Annotated in this window: 9 protein-coding genes and 1 other annotated feature; of the genes, 4 read left to right on the top strand and 5 right to left on the bottom strand. The window is 36.4% G+C overall.

The genetic code is table 11. The features are described 5' to 3' along the window. Nucleotides 1-406: 406 nt before the first annotated feature. Nucleotides 407-1,405 (top strand): catabolite control protein A, encoded by a 999-nt coding sequence (gene ccpA / locus FDO66_RS07620; RefSeq protein WP_181444486.1) that lies wholly within the window; start codon nucleotides 407-409, stop codon nucleotides 1,403-1,405. Nucleotides 1,406-1,530: 125 nt separating this feature from the next. Here ccpA and FDO66_RS07615 read toward each other — a convergent pair whose 3' ends face one another. Beyond that, nucleotides 1,531-2,688, bottom strand: a complete 1,158-nt coding sequence (locus tag FDO66_RS07615; RefSeq protein WP_141432047.1) for an acetoin utilization protein AcuC — start codon at nucleotides 2,686-2,688, stop codon at nucleotides 1,531-1,533. 16 nt (nucleotides 2,689-2,704) lie between these two features. After that, a complete protein-coding gene (locus tag FDO66_RS07610; RefSeq protein WP_141432046.1) occupies nucleotides 2,705-3,337 on the bottom strand; it encodes a GNAT family N-acetyltransferase in 633 nt (210 codons plus the stop codon). A gap of 185 nt (nucleotides 3,338-3,522) precedes the next feature. Here FDO66_RS07610 and acsA point away from each other — a divergent pair, with 185 nt between their 5' ends. Continuing rightward, complete coding sequence (gene acsA, locus FDO66_RS07605) at nucleotides 3,523-5,235, top strand: acetate--CoA ligase (RefSeq protein WP_141432045.1); 1,713 nt, start codon at nucleotides 3,523-3,525, stop codon at nucleotides 5,233-5,235. Between the two features lie 99 nt (nucleotides 5,236-5,334). On the opposite strand, the gene FDO66_RS07600 is transcribed toward acsA, so the two are convergent. Continuing rightward, nucleotides 5,335-8,220: a transglycosylase domain-containing protein gene (locus FDO66_RS07600; protein ID WP_141432044.1), complete on the bottom strand. Its 2,886-nt coding sequence runs from the start codon at nucleotides 8,218-8,220 to the stop codon at nucleotides 5,335-5,337. Nucleotides 8,221-8,471: 251 nt separating this feature from the next. Then, nucleotides 8,472-8,703: a binding site (T-box leader), on the top strand. A 57-nt stretch (nucleotides 8,704-8,760) separates the two neighbouring features. On the opposite strand from FDO66_RS07600, the gene tyrS reads away from it, so the two are divergent. Then, a complete protein-coding gene (tyrS, locus tag FDO66_RS07595; RefSeq protein WP_141432043.1) occupies nucleotides 8,761-10,020 on the top strand; it encodes a tyrosine--tRNA ligase in 1,260 nt (419 codons plus the stop codon). Nucleotides 10,021-10,168: 148 nt separating this feature from the next. Here tyrS and rpsD read toward each other — a convergent pair whose 3' ends face one another. Continuing rightward, nucleotides 10,169-10,771, bottom strand: a complete 603-nt coding sequence (gene rpsD, locus FDO66_RS07590; protein ID WP_141432042.1) for a 30S ribosomal protein S4 — start codon at nucleotides 10,769-10,771, stop codon at nucleotides 10,169-10,171. A gap of 466 nt (nucleotides 10,772-11,237) precedes the next feature. On the opposite strand from rpsD, the gene FDO66_RS07585 reads away from it, so the two are divergent. After that, entirely contained in the window at nucleotides 11,238-13,118 is a 1,881-nt protein-coding gene (locus FDO66_RS07585; RefSeq protein ID WP_141432041.1) for a diguanylate cyclase domain-containing protein, read from the top strand. 139 nt (nucleotides 13,119-13,257) lie between these two features. On the opposite strand, the gene hisJ is transcribed toward FDO66_RS07585, so the two are convergent. Further along, a complete protein-coding gene (gene hisJ / locus FDO66_RS07580; protein ID WP_141432040.1) occupies nucleotides 13,258-14,055 on the bottom strand; it encodes a histidinol-phosphatase HisJ in 798 nt (265 codons plus the stop codon). Nucleotides 14,056-14,286 lie beyond the last annotated feature (231 nt).

The following is a 14,286-nucleotide window of genomic DNA, read 5'->3' as shown; positions in this document are numbered from 1 at the left end:
ACAAAAAGGCAGTTGAAAGTTCGATTAAATCAAACTTTCAACTGCCTAATAAAAAATTGGACTTTTTCAGTGGCCTCGGGGTACGAGCGAGGAGGCTTGCCAGTTCGTCCGCGGAAAGCGAGTGAATTTCCTGACGATTATAAATAAACACTGAAATTTAACAGAGCCTTATAATAAAATATAAGATAAATTGACAAATTAACCAATTTATAGACAGATTCTTTAAAAATCTAATAATTTTTGAAAAAAAATGAAAGCTTGAGATTGCGGCATTTGTCACGTTGTCGTATGATTAAATACATAATTAGACAAGTTTAGCTATATTCATACATTATTAAATGATTAGGTTAAGGCTACTTGCAGTAAAATAAATAGAAAGAACTGTGAATGTTAAAGGAGTGGAATAATCGTGAATATAACGATATATGATGTAGCGAGAGAAGCGAATGTATCGATGGCTACTGTATCTCGCGTAGTGAATGGAAATCCGAATGTAAAACCTTCGACACGAAAAAAAGTTCTCGAGGTAATTGATAGGCTTGGCTATCGTCCGAACGCAGTAGCAAGAGGGTTGGCAAGTAAAAAAACAACAACTGTCGGTGTTATCATTCCTGATATTTCTAGTACCTTTTATGCGGAACTAGCAAGAGGAATCGAAGACATTGCTACCATGTACAAGTATAATATTATTTTAAGCAACTCTGACCAAAATCGTGATAAAGAGCTCCATTTATTAAATACAATGCTTGGCAAGCAAGTAGATGGGATTGTATTTATGGGTGGAAATATTACAGCAGAGCATGTAGAAGAATTTGAAAAATCTCCTGTTCCTATCGTATTAGCTGCATCCGTTGAGGAATCACAAAAAATCTCTTCCGTAAATATTGACTATGAGAAAGCAACCTATGATGTGGTTACATCATTTATCGAGAAGGGGCATAAGGAAATAGCCATAGTAATTGGTCCTTTATATGAACCAATTAATGCTGCGAAGCTTTCAGGCTATAAATTAGCTTTAGAACACGCTGGAATTGATTTTAAAGAGGAAAAAGTGGTTGAGGGTGACTATACATATGATTCAGGTATGGAGTCCTTTGAGAAGCTTTTAGAAGATAAACAAAAAGCTACAGCAATTTTTGTTGGATCTGATGAAATGGCTTTAGGGGTTGTTCACGCGGCTCAGGATAAAGGATTTAGTATTCCAAAAGATCTTGAAATTGTTACTTCTGATAATACAAAGCTAGCATTGATGGTTCGTCCGCAGTTAACGACGGTCATTCAGCCATTATACGATATTGGGGCTGTTGCGATGCGTTTATTAACAAAATATATGAATAAAGAGAAGGTAGAAGATCATATTGTCGTTCTTCCTCATCGTATTGAGGCAAGAAGCTCTACTAATTAACAGTATAAAAATTGAGATTGTTTTCATACATAGTGACAGGCCCCTTGTAAGAGATATTAGATGTTTGGATAATAAAACCGAACCAAAAATCTTGCAAAGGGTCTGTCACTATTTGGATTTCTCTATTAAGAATTATTTCGTATAGAGTAGAGTGTTTGATTTAGAGTCATCATGTTTTTTTGAGTGATTTCTTCTTTTCTAGGGATAAGTGGAATTAAATGCTTTTGATCGTCCCATTCTTGAGGGAGAGGAACAGTAGTGTGATTCCTCCAATTATGAATCCATTCTTTAGGAAGCGTTTTCGGAATAGGATCAAGCTCGATCATCTCCATCCATATATAAGACCAAGCTCTCGGTACCACCCTCCATATATCGTATCCTCCGCCACCAACAGCAATCCACCTTCCATTGCAATATTGATGAGCAATTTGATGCGCAATTTTTGGAATTTCACGAAACAATCGCACGGTGGTTGATAGGTGGGTTAATGGATCAAGGAAGTGAGCATCTACACCGTTTACAGAAAAAATAACATCTGGTTTAAAGAATGCCGCTATTTCTTCAAGTGCGGTTTGGTAAGTGTATAAAAAAGATTCATCTTCCGTATAAGCATCCAATGGGATATTAAACGTATATCCATAGCCTGCTCCTTCTCCTCTTTCATTTACATTTCCTGTTCCTGGGAAAAGATAGCGGCCTGTTTCGTGTATAGAGAGCGTGCAAACATTTGGATCATCATAAAATGCCCACTGAACCCCATCTCCATGGTGCGCATCCGTATCAACGTATAAAACTCTTACACGATATTTTTCTAGTAAGTATTTTAATGCAATGGCGCTGTCGTTATAAATGCAAAAACCCGCTGCTTTGCCATTAAAACCATGATGCAACCCGCCACCTAAATGGAGGGAATGGAGTGCTTGACCAGACATAACATAGTCAACAGCTGTTAGTGTTCCTCCTACTAAAAGAGAGCTAGCTTCATGCATGTAAGAAAATATCGGAGTATCTTCTGTCCCTAATCCATAGTTTTCACATTGCTCTTTTGATAATTCTCCATGACTAGCTAGTTTTACAGCATGTATGTAGCCTGGATCTAGAAATAATTGAAGCTCAGTATCTGAAGCCTTTCTTGGTGCAATAATTTGATGATTTTGTAGAACGTTCATTTTCATTAATAAATCGTATGTTATTTTAATACGAAGCTGATTAAAAGGATGATGGGGATGAAATTTATAGCTTAATAGTTCTTCTGAATAAATAAAAATAGAATCATTTTTCATGATGTTCTCCTTTTTATTAATATAAAAAGCGGTTTGCAAATCGCAAATGATCAAATTTTTCAATCGTTGTTTGTTCAACTCGGTTTCCGATTCTTGCCATTAAACAATTTGCAGGATGTGAACAGATTTCAGGGTCATCTGTTGCATACCATTGCAGCCCTCCTGCATTCATCATCTTCTCCATCATTTTTCGGTATTCCCATACATTTAATCCGCTTCCCTTTAAATCCCAATGCCAATAATATTCTGTAGTAATAATAATATAGTCTTCTATTGCGTCATCCATCATGGATAGTGTTAAAAGATTTTTCCCAACGCCGCAACCGCGATATTTAGAAATGACTTCGATTGCACCTAGCTCAATAAGCTGTTCAATCTGACCATCTGACCATCTCTCTAATGGATCTGGATATAAGAAAGTAACATATCCGATGATCGTATTATTTTCTCGGGCAATGATAATTCTCCCCTCTGGTAGTTCAGCAATTTCAATTAATGCTTTATGCTGCTGTACTGAAGGGCGAAAAGAGGTTAAATCTTCATGAAAAGCAAATTCTAATAGTGAATTGGAAGAAATAGGTCCTTCAATTATTAAAAGTCCTTCAGTCATGAATAGTTCTTTACGATAATATCTTTTCTGATGATACATAGGCTTATCACCTCTTTCGAACATGGAAACTAATTCTATTATACATGATATGAAGATAATTATAGCGCTTTCAATTTCTGCAACCCATTGCTTTCCTCTTCATTCGTCCTACAATTTAAAAAATTGAGAAAATCGTTATTTTCATCTATAATGGTAATAGTTTGGAATAAAGGGGGTTATGTTCGATGCAATTGAAAGCGTTACCAGTTATTGAAGGGGAATATAACTTGCAAAATTATGAAGATGCTTTGAAAACATTTCATTGGGATGAAGTTCAAAAAGAATTTTCATGGTTTGAAACAGGTCGCGTAAATATGGCATATGAGGCAATTGATCGTCATGCACAAACCTTTCGAAAAAACAAAATAGCTCTCTATTATCGAGATGGAATAAGAAATGAAAAATATACATTTAAAGAAATGAAAGAACAATCTAATAAAGCTGGAAATGTATTAAAACATGACGGAGGGATAGTAAAGGGAGACAGGGTATTTATTTTTATGCCCCGGACACCAGAGCTTTATTTTGCTTTTTTAGGTGCGATTAAAATAGGTGCGATTGTAGGTCCATTGTTTGAAGCCTTTATGGAGGGAGCTGTTCGCGATCGATTAGCAGACAGCCAAGCAAAGGTATTAATCACCACGCCCGACTTGCTAAAGCGAGTCCCAATTCAAGATCTTCCTTCTATTGAACATATTATGCTGATAGGTGAAAATATTCAAAGCCCTTATATCGACTTTAATAAGAAAATGGAGGTTGCTAGTTCAAAACTAGAACTAGAATGGGTGGAAAAAACGGATGGATTAATCCTACATTATACATCAGGGTCAACAGGAAAGCCAAAAGGAGTATTACATGTTCATCAAGCAATGATCCAGCATTTTCAATCAGCTAAATGGGTACTTGATTTAAAAGAGGAAGATGTTTATTGGTGCACAGCTGATCCAGGGTGGGTAACAGGTACGTCCTATGGAATATTTGGTCCATGGCTAACAGGAACAACGAACGTAATTGTTGGGGGAAGGTTTAATCCTGAGACGTGGTATAAAATGATTGAAGAATACGGTGTGACGGTTTGGTACAGTGCGCCTACAGCCTTTAGAATGCTAATGGGAGCAGGCGACGAAATTGTTAAGCAGTTTGATCTGTCGAGTCTACGGCACATTTTAAGTGTAGGAGAGCCTCTTAACCCTGAGGTGATAAAGTGGGGCTATAAAGTATTTCAGTTAAGAATACATGATACTTGGTGGATGACGGAGACAGGCGGTCAATTGATTTGTAATTACCCATGCATGGAAATAAGACCTGGTTCGATGGGTAAGCCGTTACCCGGAATTCAAGCAGCTATTATTAATGATCAAGGTCAAGAGCTTCCCCCTTTTCGCATGGGGAATTTAGCGATAAAAAAGGGCTGGCCCTCAATGATGAATAGCATTTGGAATAATAAGCAAAAATATGATTCTTACTTTATGCCTGGGGATTGGTATATATCAGGGGATTCAGCCTATATGGATGAAGATGGGTACTTTTGGTTTCAAGGCCGAATTGATGATGTTATTATGACAGCTGGTGAGAGGGTCGGGCCATTTGAAGTTGAAAGCAAGCTGATTGAGCATCCAGCGGTAGCTGAAGCAGGTGTCATTGGGAAGCCTGACCCTGTCAGAGGAGAGATTATTAAAGCGTTTGTAGCGCTTCGAGATGGTTATGAAGCGACAGAAGAGCTCAAGTTAAAGATTAGGGAATTTGTAAAAAATGGGCTCGCTGCGCATGCTGCGCCAAGAGAAATAGAATTCCGTGATAAACTCCCTAAAACTCGGAGTGGAAAAATTATGAGGAGAGTATTAAAAGCGTGGGAGCTTGACTTGCCGACAGGGGATTTGTCAACCTTAGAGGATTGATTAATTAAGAGTAAGAAAAATCATTTTCTTTTTCCAAATAAAGAGGGGGTGATCGAAACGATTTTAGTTTCGGTCACCCCCTCTTAGGTTTAAAAGCAATCATTGTCCTGTTGGGGCAGGAGGATTATTTTCGTTAGGATTTACTGGATTCGGATTAGGCTGATTAGCATTCTCATTGTTAATATTCTCCTGAGGTTGCTGTGGTTGCTGTGGTTGCTGTGGTTGCTGATTTTCTGTTTGTTCTGGTTTAGGCTGCTCAGGAACGCCAATCTTTATTGTATTTGAAGGGGATGACTCCCTTCCTGCAATATCTACAGCAGTGACGTAATAGTCTCCATCACCACCAGAAAAATCCAATGAATTTCCGGCCTTTACGCTGCCAACTTTATGTCCATTATGATAAACACGATAGCCAATAACATCTCCTTCAGGATGGCTTCCCCAAAAGATTTTGCTTCCATTCTGCTGGATATTAATAGCTGAAGGTGTACCGCCGTTATCATCCATTTTTTCATCAGGGACTAACACTTTAGACCAACGATCCTTATCGGGAATAAGCTTTCGTGGGTCTCCAACTTTTACACCAAAAATCTTGCTAAGATAATCTGGATTTAAAATAAGACCTGGCTCAGTAAATTCTGCTGGTGTAGAAGGCAATCCCATATATTTCTTATCTCCGATGCGAACTAATTTTCCATCCATTAAGCTATCATCTACAGTTGTTGGAACATATTTCGCATTGAATAAATCCGTTTGAACTAGCCCAGCCTTCGAACAAGCGTCAGATGGTAATAATCCAGATACTGTACAAAAAGATCGCTGTACAATTCCTCCTGGCATCTGGAAGTTTTCATTTGGATCAATAAGCTGCGGATCAATATCGTACGCTGCATTAATTAAATCGGTCCACAAATAGTTCGTTCTTAAGCTGTAATTTAAACCACTAGTTTTAAGTGATTTAGGAGTATCATAGCCTGTCCATATACCAAAAGAGACGTTCGGATTAAAAGCGACGAACCAAGAATCATAGAATTGGTTCCCTGTTCCCGTTTTACCTGCCCAATCTGAACTGAATTTAAGTCTTCCTTTTACTGCTGTCGCTGTCCCGTTAGAAATAACATCGCGCATCATATCGAGTGTTAAATAAGCCGTTTGCGGACTGAATACATCTACAGGCTTCACTTCATGCTGGTAAATGACTTTCCCGTTTTTATCAACGATATTGTCAATCATATAGGCATCAATAAATTTCCCGCCATTAGCAAAGGTAGCAAATGCATTAGTGTTTTCTTCGACTGTCACACCCCTACCTAGCGATCCTATCGCTGTTGCTAGATTCGAATAGTCATCTTCTGTAAGCGAGGTGAAGCCCATTTTTTCTAGATAAGAGGCTGGCTGCTGAGCCACTATATCTTTATATAGCTTTACCGCTGGAACATTGTATGATTTAGCTAATGCATATCTCGCTGAAACGATCCCATGATACCTCATATCATAGTTATTTGGCCAAGGTCTATTAAGACCAGGAGCTAGCATTAATGGGACGTCAGGAAGAATGGTCCCAGGTGCTGCTTTTCCAAGCTCAATCGCTGGACCGTAAACAAGTAAAGGCTTCATTGTAGATCCATTTTGTCTTACAGCTGCTGTAGCATGGTTTAGCTGCTGACGATTGTGATCACGTCCTCCGACAAAGCTAATAATTTTTCCTGTTTTGTTTTCTATTAAAATTGCGCCTACTTCTACTGGCTCTTTTCCTTGTACTTTTTCTTTCGTATCAGGATCGATAACCATTTCAGCCTTGTCAGGCCCGTATTGTGTGTATTGATTTTTTACTACTTGCATTTGATCGTAGATTGGTTTATTTATGGTCGTATGTATTTCATACCCGTTTTGATGCAAATTACGATCTGCTAGTGCTTGATATTCTCCGTATAGATCATCATTTTCCTTTAAATCCTTTTCCTCATAGCCATCCTTCTTTGCTAAAATTGTAGCAAGAATGTTGGTCGCTCTGAGTTCAATTTCAGGGATTAACCAAGGGTATTGCTTTTGAGGAGAATCAATGGGTGCGATAAAATCTTTTGTAATATCATAGGCTAGTGCCTTTTCATAATCTTCCTTTGTGATTTTATCCTGATCGTACATTCTGCTTAGCACGGTTTTCATTCTCGATAAACCGGGTTCTAAATTTTCTTTTATTTGCCCATGCTGAGTAAAAGGAGTATACCCAAAGGGACTTTGTGGAAGACCAGCAATAAAGGCTGCCTGTGGTAAACTAAGCTCGCTTGCATTTACACCAAATATACCTTTCGCAGCAGATTGAACACCTGCAATATTTTGTCCAGATGAATTTCTTCCAAAGCTTGAAACATTTAAATAAGCTTCAAGTATTTCTTCTTTATCAAAGAATTTTTCTAGGCGAAGCGCTAATAATATTTCTTTTGCTTTTCTTTCGAAAGAGACATCATTTGTTAGTATTTGGTTTTTTATTAATTGCTGTGTTAATGTACTTCCTCCTGATTGAATGGAGGAATTGGTCACTTCTTGAAATAACGCTCGCATAATGGCTTTTGGAACAACACCGTTATGCTGATAAAAATATTCATCCTCTGTCGCAACAATCGCATTGATCAATTGTGGTGACACTTCACTTATTTTGACCTCTTCACGCTCAAGATCAGTCCGTAATTTTCCTAAGTAGACATTGTTATCAAAAAACAGCTCTGATGTTTCTTCATAATTATATATATCCTTTTTCATATTAGCATAAGAACGAATCGGCTCTTTTTTCACAAGGGAAGCAAAATAGCCTGCTCCAATTCCTAATGAGAATGCACCGCCAAGAACTAATAATATAGAAAAGAGAAGCGTCAAATTCCAGAAGACTTGATAGGTGATGTTGGCCCTTTTTACTGTTTTTTTATCCGTAAAAAAATTCAGCATCCTCCCCCAGAGGTCACTCCATTTTTGCTTATCGAATTTCATTCAATCATTCCCCCCTAAAATCACATACATTATAGCATAAACCTCTTGTTAACATGGCAAGCGTTGAAGCTTTTCTTACAAAGATCATTATTTTCACTCATAGATTTGACAAATGTATACTCTTTATGGTAAAAATTCTTTATTGAATAAATATTATTGATAGCAAATATTGTTTAATAATGAATTTTCACTCACATTTTAGAATAGCGGATGGTGAGTTGAAAAGTCAAAAATCAACAGAACATATAATAAAATAAGCCATGATGGGAATGAGTAGTGCTTCTATCACTGTTTTAGAAAGCCAGCGGGTGATGAAAGCTGGTACATATAGAAGGATGAATTACCTCCCTGAGCTTTCATTGTGAATCTTAGGTTCTTTATAAAGTAGTAGCAGTGGACGGGTTTAATCCGTTATGTAAATGAAGTGGAGGAAGTAATTCCTCAATTATGGGTGGTATCGCGCAAGCTTTTTGCGTCCCTGCATTGTGCAGGGGCGCTTTTTGTTGTTTAAAGAAATACGAATTTAGGAGGAAAATAACAGTGAGTCTATTACAGGATTTAGAATGGCGTGGAATTATATATCAGCAAACGGATGCAGAGGGACTGAAGGAAACTCTTCAAAAAGATCAAATTGCTTTATATTGTGGGGTTGATCCTACTGGTGATAGCTTGCATATTGGTCATTTACTTCCATTTTTAACATTACGAAGATTTCAATTGGCTGGACACAGTCCAATTGTGTTAGTAGGTGGAGCCACCGGTTTAATAGGAGATCCAAGTGGAAAAAGTGAAGAGCGCAAGCTGCAAACGATAGAGACGATTCAATATAATGTTAAGTGTCTTCAAAGCCAGTTAGCAAGAATTTTCGATTTTGAAGGAGAAAATGGCGCTGTCATGGTTAATAACTATGATTGGGCAGGGTCGATGGATATTGTTACCTTTTTACGCGACTATGGGAAGCATATTGGAATAAACTACATGCTGGCAAAAGATACGATTTCCTCTCGATTAGAAACTGGAATTTCGTTTACGGAATTTACGTATACCATTTTGCAAGGATTAGATTTCCTTCACTTATATGAGCATCACAACTGTAAGCTGCAAATTGGGGGCAGCGATCAATGGGGGAATATTACGACGGGGCTTGAGCTTATTCGTAAAAATATGCCAGAAGGTGCAAAGGCATACGGGATGACGATTCCTCTTGTGACAAAAGCAGATGGAACAAAGTTTGGAAAAACAGAAAGTGGCGCTGTTTGGTTGGATCCAGAGAAGACATCCCCGTATGAATTCTACCAATTTTGGATTAATACTGCTGATGCAGATGTAGTGAAATACTTGAAATTCTTTACGTTCCTTTCACATTCAGAAATTGATCAATTGGAGCAAGCTGTTCAAGAAGAGCCGCATTTGCGTAAAGCGCAAAAAACGTTAGCTGAGGAAATGACTCGTTTGATTCATGGGGAAGAAGCGTTAAAGCAAGCCATAAATATTACTGCTGCGCTTTTTAGTGGAGAAATAAAAAATCTTACTGCAGCGGAAATGAAGCAAGGATTTAAGGATGTTCCTTCCTATAAGCACACAACAGGGGATGAATTTGAAATTATTGAAATGCTTGTAGCAGCGAAGATCTCACCCTCTAAACGCCAAGCAAGAGAGGACGTTACAAATGGAGCCATTTCTATTAATGGAGAAAGAATCACTTCAATTGATTACATTCTAACGGAAAAGGATAAAATTGAAGGAGAATTTACCATTATTCGTCGGGGGAAAAAGAAATACTTCCTTATTAAATATTGATGAAATAGTGAAAGTAGGATGTTACCTGCTTTCACTATATTTATTTTTTAACGAACCTAAGCCAGAAGTCCCCTTTCTCAAAAATTCAATCGAATTTTAGGTGGGGGATGATACACAAAAAAACCTGCCATATCGGCAGGTTTTTCCATTAACGAGAGTAGAACTCAACGATAAGAGCTTCGTTAATTTCAGCAGGCAGCTCAGAACGTTCTGGCAAACGAGTAAACGTACCTTCTAAATTATCAGCATCAAATGTTAAGAAGTCAGGAACAAAGTTATTTACTTCAATCGCTTCTTTTACTACTTCAAGATTACGAGATTTTTCACGTAAAGAAATAGATTGACCTGGTTGTAAACGGTAAGATGGGATATCAACACGTTTTCCGTCAACTAATACGTGACCGTGGTTAACGATTTGGCGTGCTTGACGACGAGTACGAGCTAAACCTAAACGATAAACAACGTTATCAAGACGAGATTCTAAAAGAACCATGAAGTTTTCACCGTGTTTACCAGATACTTTACCAGCCGCATCAAATAGGTTGCGGAATTGGCGCTCATTTACTCCGTACATATGGCGAAGCTTTTGCTTCTCTTGAAGTTGCAAACCATATTCAGAAAGTTTTTTACGTTGGTTTGGACCATGTTGTCCAGGAGCGTAAGGACGTTTATCTAATTCCTTACCAGTACCGCTTAAAGATATGCCAAGACGACGGGATAATTTCCAGCTTGGACCTGTATAACGAGCCATGAATGACTCCTCCTTCAATGTTTTTATTTGTAAAATAAAAACCGTTGTGCACACGCATTATGACTATTTTGTTTTCATGTACCTTCACCCTAGCAGCAGAGGGTTACGCAGTACCCCATCATAAGAAATTATGAGGAACAAAATAAAAACATTATGCAGCATACATAGGCTGCAATATTTTACACAAACTTGATTATAAGCTTACTAACAATAAAAAGTCAATATCTATTCTTGCAAAAGAAAATTAATAAGGACTTAAATAGGCTTGAAAGCGACAAGAGTCGTTGATTTTTTTAGCATTATTTTGAATTATTTTTTATCTATGCAAGGCGGTTGATAAGTGCATGTGATATAATTAGCTAATAAAATCATTATTTTTAAAATTTGAATTTGTTAATATAGTGGGATGTATGTTCAATTTGGACGAGCTTTGGAAAATTAGTAAGTAAATTAGGTGATGAAAAGGATGTATATAGCCGATAATCAAAGGGTGTTGAAATTAAAAAGTGATCTGTTTGATCTTATTGACACGAAAGCTGACTTGTATGAAGAAAATATTCATAAAATGTTACATTTAATTCATAAATTTTTTAATGTAGAGGAAATAACTCTTTATCGATTCAATGAGTCGGATGACCACTTATTAATACAAGCTTCTACTAGTGCAAGTATAGCTTGTAAATACCAGTCTCCTATTACATCTTCTGTTGAAATTCGAAATAAAGTACTCAGGCAAAATATAGTTTGCAAACCAATTCCATTTGAGGGCTTAAATGATTACGATTTCTTACTAACACTTAAAAGAAACCAACTTGTTCAAGGATTCTTAGCTATAAAAGTAAACGAATCTGCCAATCCTACTTTGTCCTCGAACGTTCTTGAAGAGCTTCGCAGTTTATGTGAAGGATTTTTATATAAACTCGATTCTTTTAATCAAATTATAAATAAAGAAAAAAGATATAAACAGCTTTTTCGAGTAACTGAAAAGTTTCACTCTTCTATGAAAATTGAAAGTGTTTTAGGAGAGATTATTTATTCGCTGCAAGAAGTATATCCTTCCTTTACATATTATCTTTTTTTATCACATGATAATAATAGTCATAGTGATCTTCCTATTAAAGATTTAGAGTATGATAGTGAAAATATTGCAGCAATGCAAGCTTATGTCACGGGCTACATTCAGTTTGAAGAAACCATTCATGAAAGAAGATCTGTGCTTTATGCTCCTTTAAAGGGGAAACAAGGTGTTTATGGAGTCCTCCAAGTTATTGCTCCTAATACTTTTTCTTTCCCAACAAGTGAAGTAGAATTTATTACTTTATTAGCGAACACAGCAGGGGGAGCCTTAGAGAATGCACAATTGTATCAACAATCAAATAGACTGATTGCTGATTTACAGCTTATTAATGAGATATCTCATCGATTAAATTTGGATTTGCGAATTGCTGAAATAATGTCTTACATGGCAAACCAAATTTCGAAATCATTTGAAGCAGAAGAAGTCGGTTTTTTCCTTTTTTATCCTAATTCTGATAAAATAAAAATATTAAAAGGAAGTACAAGCTTCTTTATGTCAAAGGAAGCTGAAGAGTATATTCAATATTTTAAAGAAAAAATAAAAATAGAAAAGGATTCACTCTTTCTTGGAGATTTTCAATTTGAATCAAGCTATGGTCAATCATTTAAGTCTCATATGGCTGTGCCGATGATTCAAACAGGTGATTTAAAAGGCTTTGCATTAGCTATGCACAAATCATCGTATCATTTCTCATTTGAAAATTTCAAATTAATGCAATCTTTAATTATCCATTCCACTTTAGCTCTTTCAAATTCTATGCTTAGAGAAGAGCTTGAAAAGATGGTTGTAACAGATCATTTAACGAAATTATATTCGAGAAGCTTTTTAGATGGAAAAATAAAGCATTCTATGGAAGCTGATATTGAAGGGGTATTTATACTTATCGATATTGATAATTTTAAATTTATAAATGATCATTTTGGTCACCAGGTTGGTGATCAGGTCATTATTCAAGTAGCGAATATCATTATTGATAATATTAGAGCAACGGATATTGGATCAAGATGGGGAGGAGAGGAACTAGCCATTTATTTACCAAAGGTTTCTCTAAAAAAAGGCATTGCAATTGCAGAAAGATTAGTAAAGAGAGTAAGAGCATTATCAGATCCTTCTGTCACCATCTCATGTGGAGTAGCTTATTGGAATAAAAATATTCCTGATTCCTATCAAGCCCTTTTTAAACGAGCGGATAAAGCATTATATCAAGCAAAAGGAACAGGCAAGGACAAATTTATTGTCCAAGAGAAAACGGATTTTATAGCTAATTAATATAGCAATAAAATCACGCTGCAAAAAGTGACCTGAAGTATCAAACTTGTTATTAGCCCATGTTGCGATACTCTTTTAAAAGCCTGAACTTTAGGATCACATTATTTGCATTAAGATTATATTTAGGAAAAGGAAATGATTAGCTATCTAGCTGCATTTCCGCATATCCTTGTCCTAGTTCTTTGACTTGGTGTGCGTCAGATCCATACACAAGAGGAATTTGTAATTTTTTAGCTTCATTTACTACCCAAAGCGGTGGATAAGTTTCTTTACATAGCGGCTTACGTAAGCCGGCTCCATTATAGTCAATTTCATAGCCCTGTTTTTTTATGGCATGTAAGACAGAAATGATCGCTTCTTGATCATTAATTTGACTGGGAAATCTTTTTTGGAATTTTCTAGCGAGAGTAATATGTCCGATTCTTTTTGGTTTAAAATCACCTAAGTTTGCTTCAATTGACATGAGAAGTGTTCGATAGTACTGATCGTATATTTTTTCAATGGAACCGTATTGATGAATCATCCCTTCAAAGTAATCTGGGCTATAATCTAAGCAATCATATCGGTCACCATTTTTAAGAAAGTGGACGGATAAAACGGCATCGTCAAGCTTTGAACCAATACTATTTAATAAGCTCGTTGTTTCTTTTTCGTAACCTTCTATGTAATCCACTTCAAGTCCTGCATTGATCTTTATTTTATCTGAATATCTTACTTTCAATTGACTAATTTCATCAAAATAAGAATCAAGTAAATCAGAAGAAATCGCACTGTCTTTTGTAGGCGCCGTATCAACAAAACCTTTTGGCAATGGTGCATGCTCTGTAAATGAGATTTCAGTAAATCCAAGAGAGAGAGCCCTTTCTACATATTCCGTTAGTTTGTCCTTTGTTCCGTGTGGACAATAAGGAGTGTGAATGTGTCCATCTTTTTTCATTTATAAAACCTCCATTTAATTTATGTTAAAATCATTTTAATAATAGCGTAAACAAAGAAAATATTGTTCGTAATAATTTATAAAAAAAAGAAATTAATAGTCAAAAAATGACGTTTACATGGTATCATAAAAACATTAAATTGGACATCTTAACTTTTTTATAGAGTTAGGAAACATATTTTTGTAAATGTGTCTAGCTTTTTAGGTCTGAACGAAGCACTTTCGCTTTTT

This window comes from Bacillus sp. 03113, from assembly GCF_006546985.1.
Classification (GTDB): domain Bacteria; phylum Bacillota; class Bacilli; order Bacillales; family Cytobacillaceae; genus VATK01.
This window is presented reverse-complemented; position numbering and strand designations above follow the sequence as displayed.

Bases quoted from the DNA above. Each gene is read 5' to 3' on its own strand.
- FDO66_RS07610 (WP_141432046.1), bottom strand. From the start codon at position 3,337: ATGTATCATCAGAAAAGATATTATCGTAAAGAACTATTCATGACTGAA.
- acsA (WP_141432045.1), top strand. From the start codon at position 3,523: ATGCAATTGAAAGCGTTACCAGTTATTGAAGGGGAATATAACTTGCAA.
- FDO66_RS07615 (WP_141432047.1), bottom strand. From the start codon at position 2,688: ATGAAAAATGATTCTATTTTTATTTATTCAGAAGAACTATTAAGCTAT.
- hisJ (WP_141432040.1), bottom strand. From the start codon at position 14,055: ATGAAAAAAGATGGACACATTCACACTCCTTATTGTCCACACGGAACA.
- rpsD (WP_141432042.1), bottom strand. From the start codon at position 10,771: ATGGCTCGTTATACAGGTCCAAGCTGGAAATTATCCCGTCGTCTTGGC.
- FDO66_RS07600 (WP_141432044.1), bottom strand. From the start codon at position 8,220: ATGAAATTCGATAAGCAAAAATGGAGTGACCTCTGGGGGAGGATGCTG.
- FDO66_RS07585 (WP_141432041.1), top strand. From the start codon at position 11,238: ATGTATATAGCCGATAATCAAAGGGTGTTGAAATTAAAAAGTGATCTG.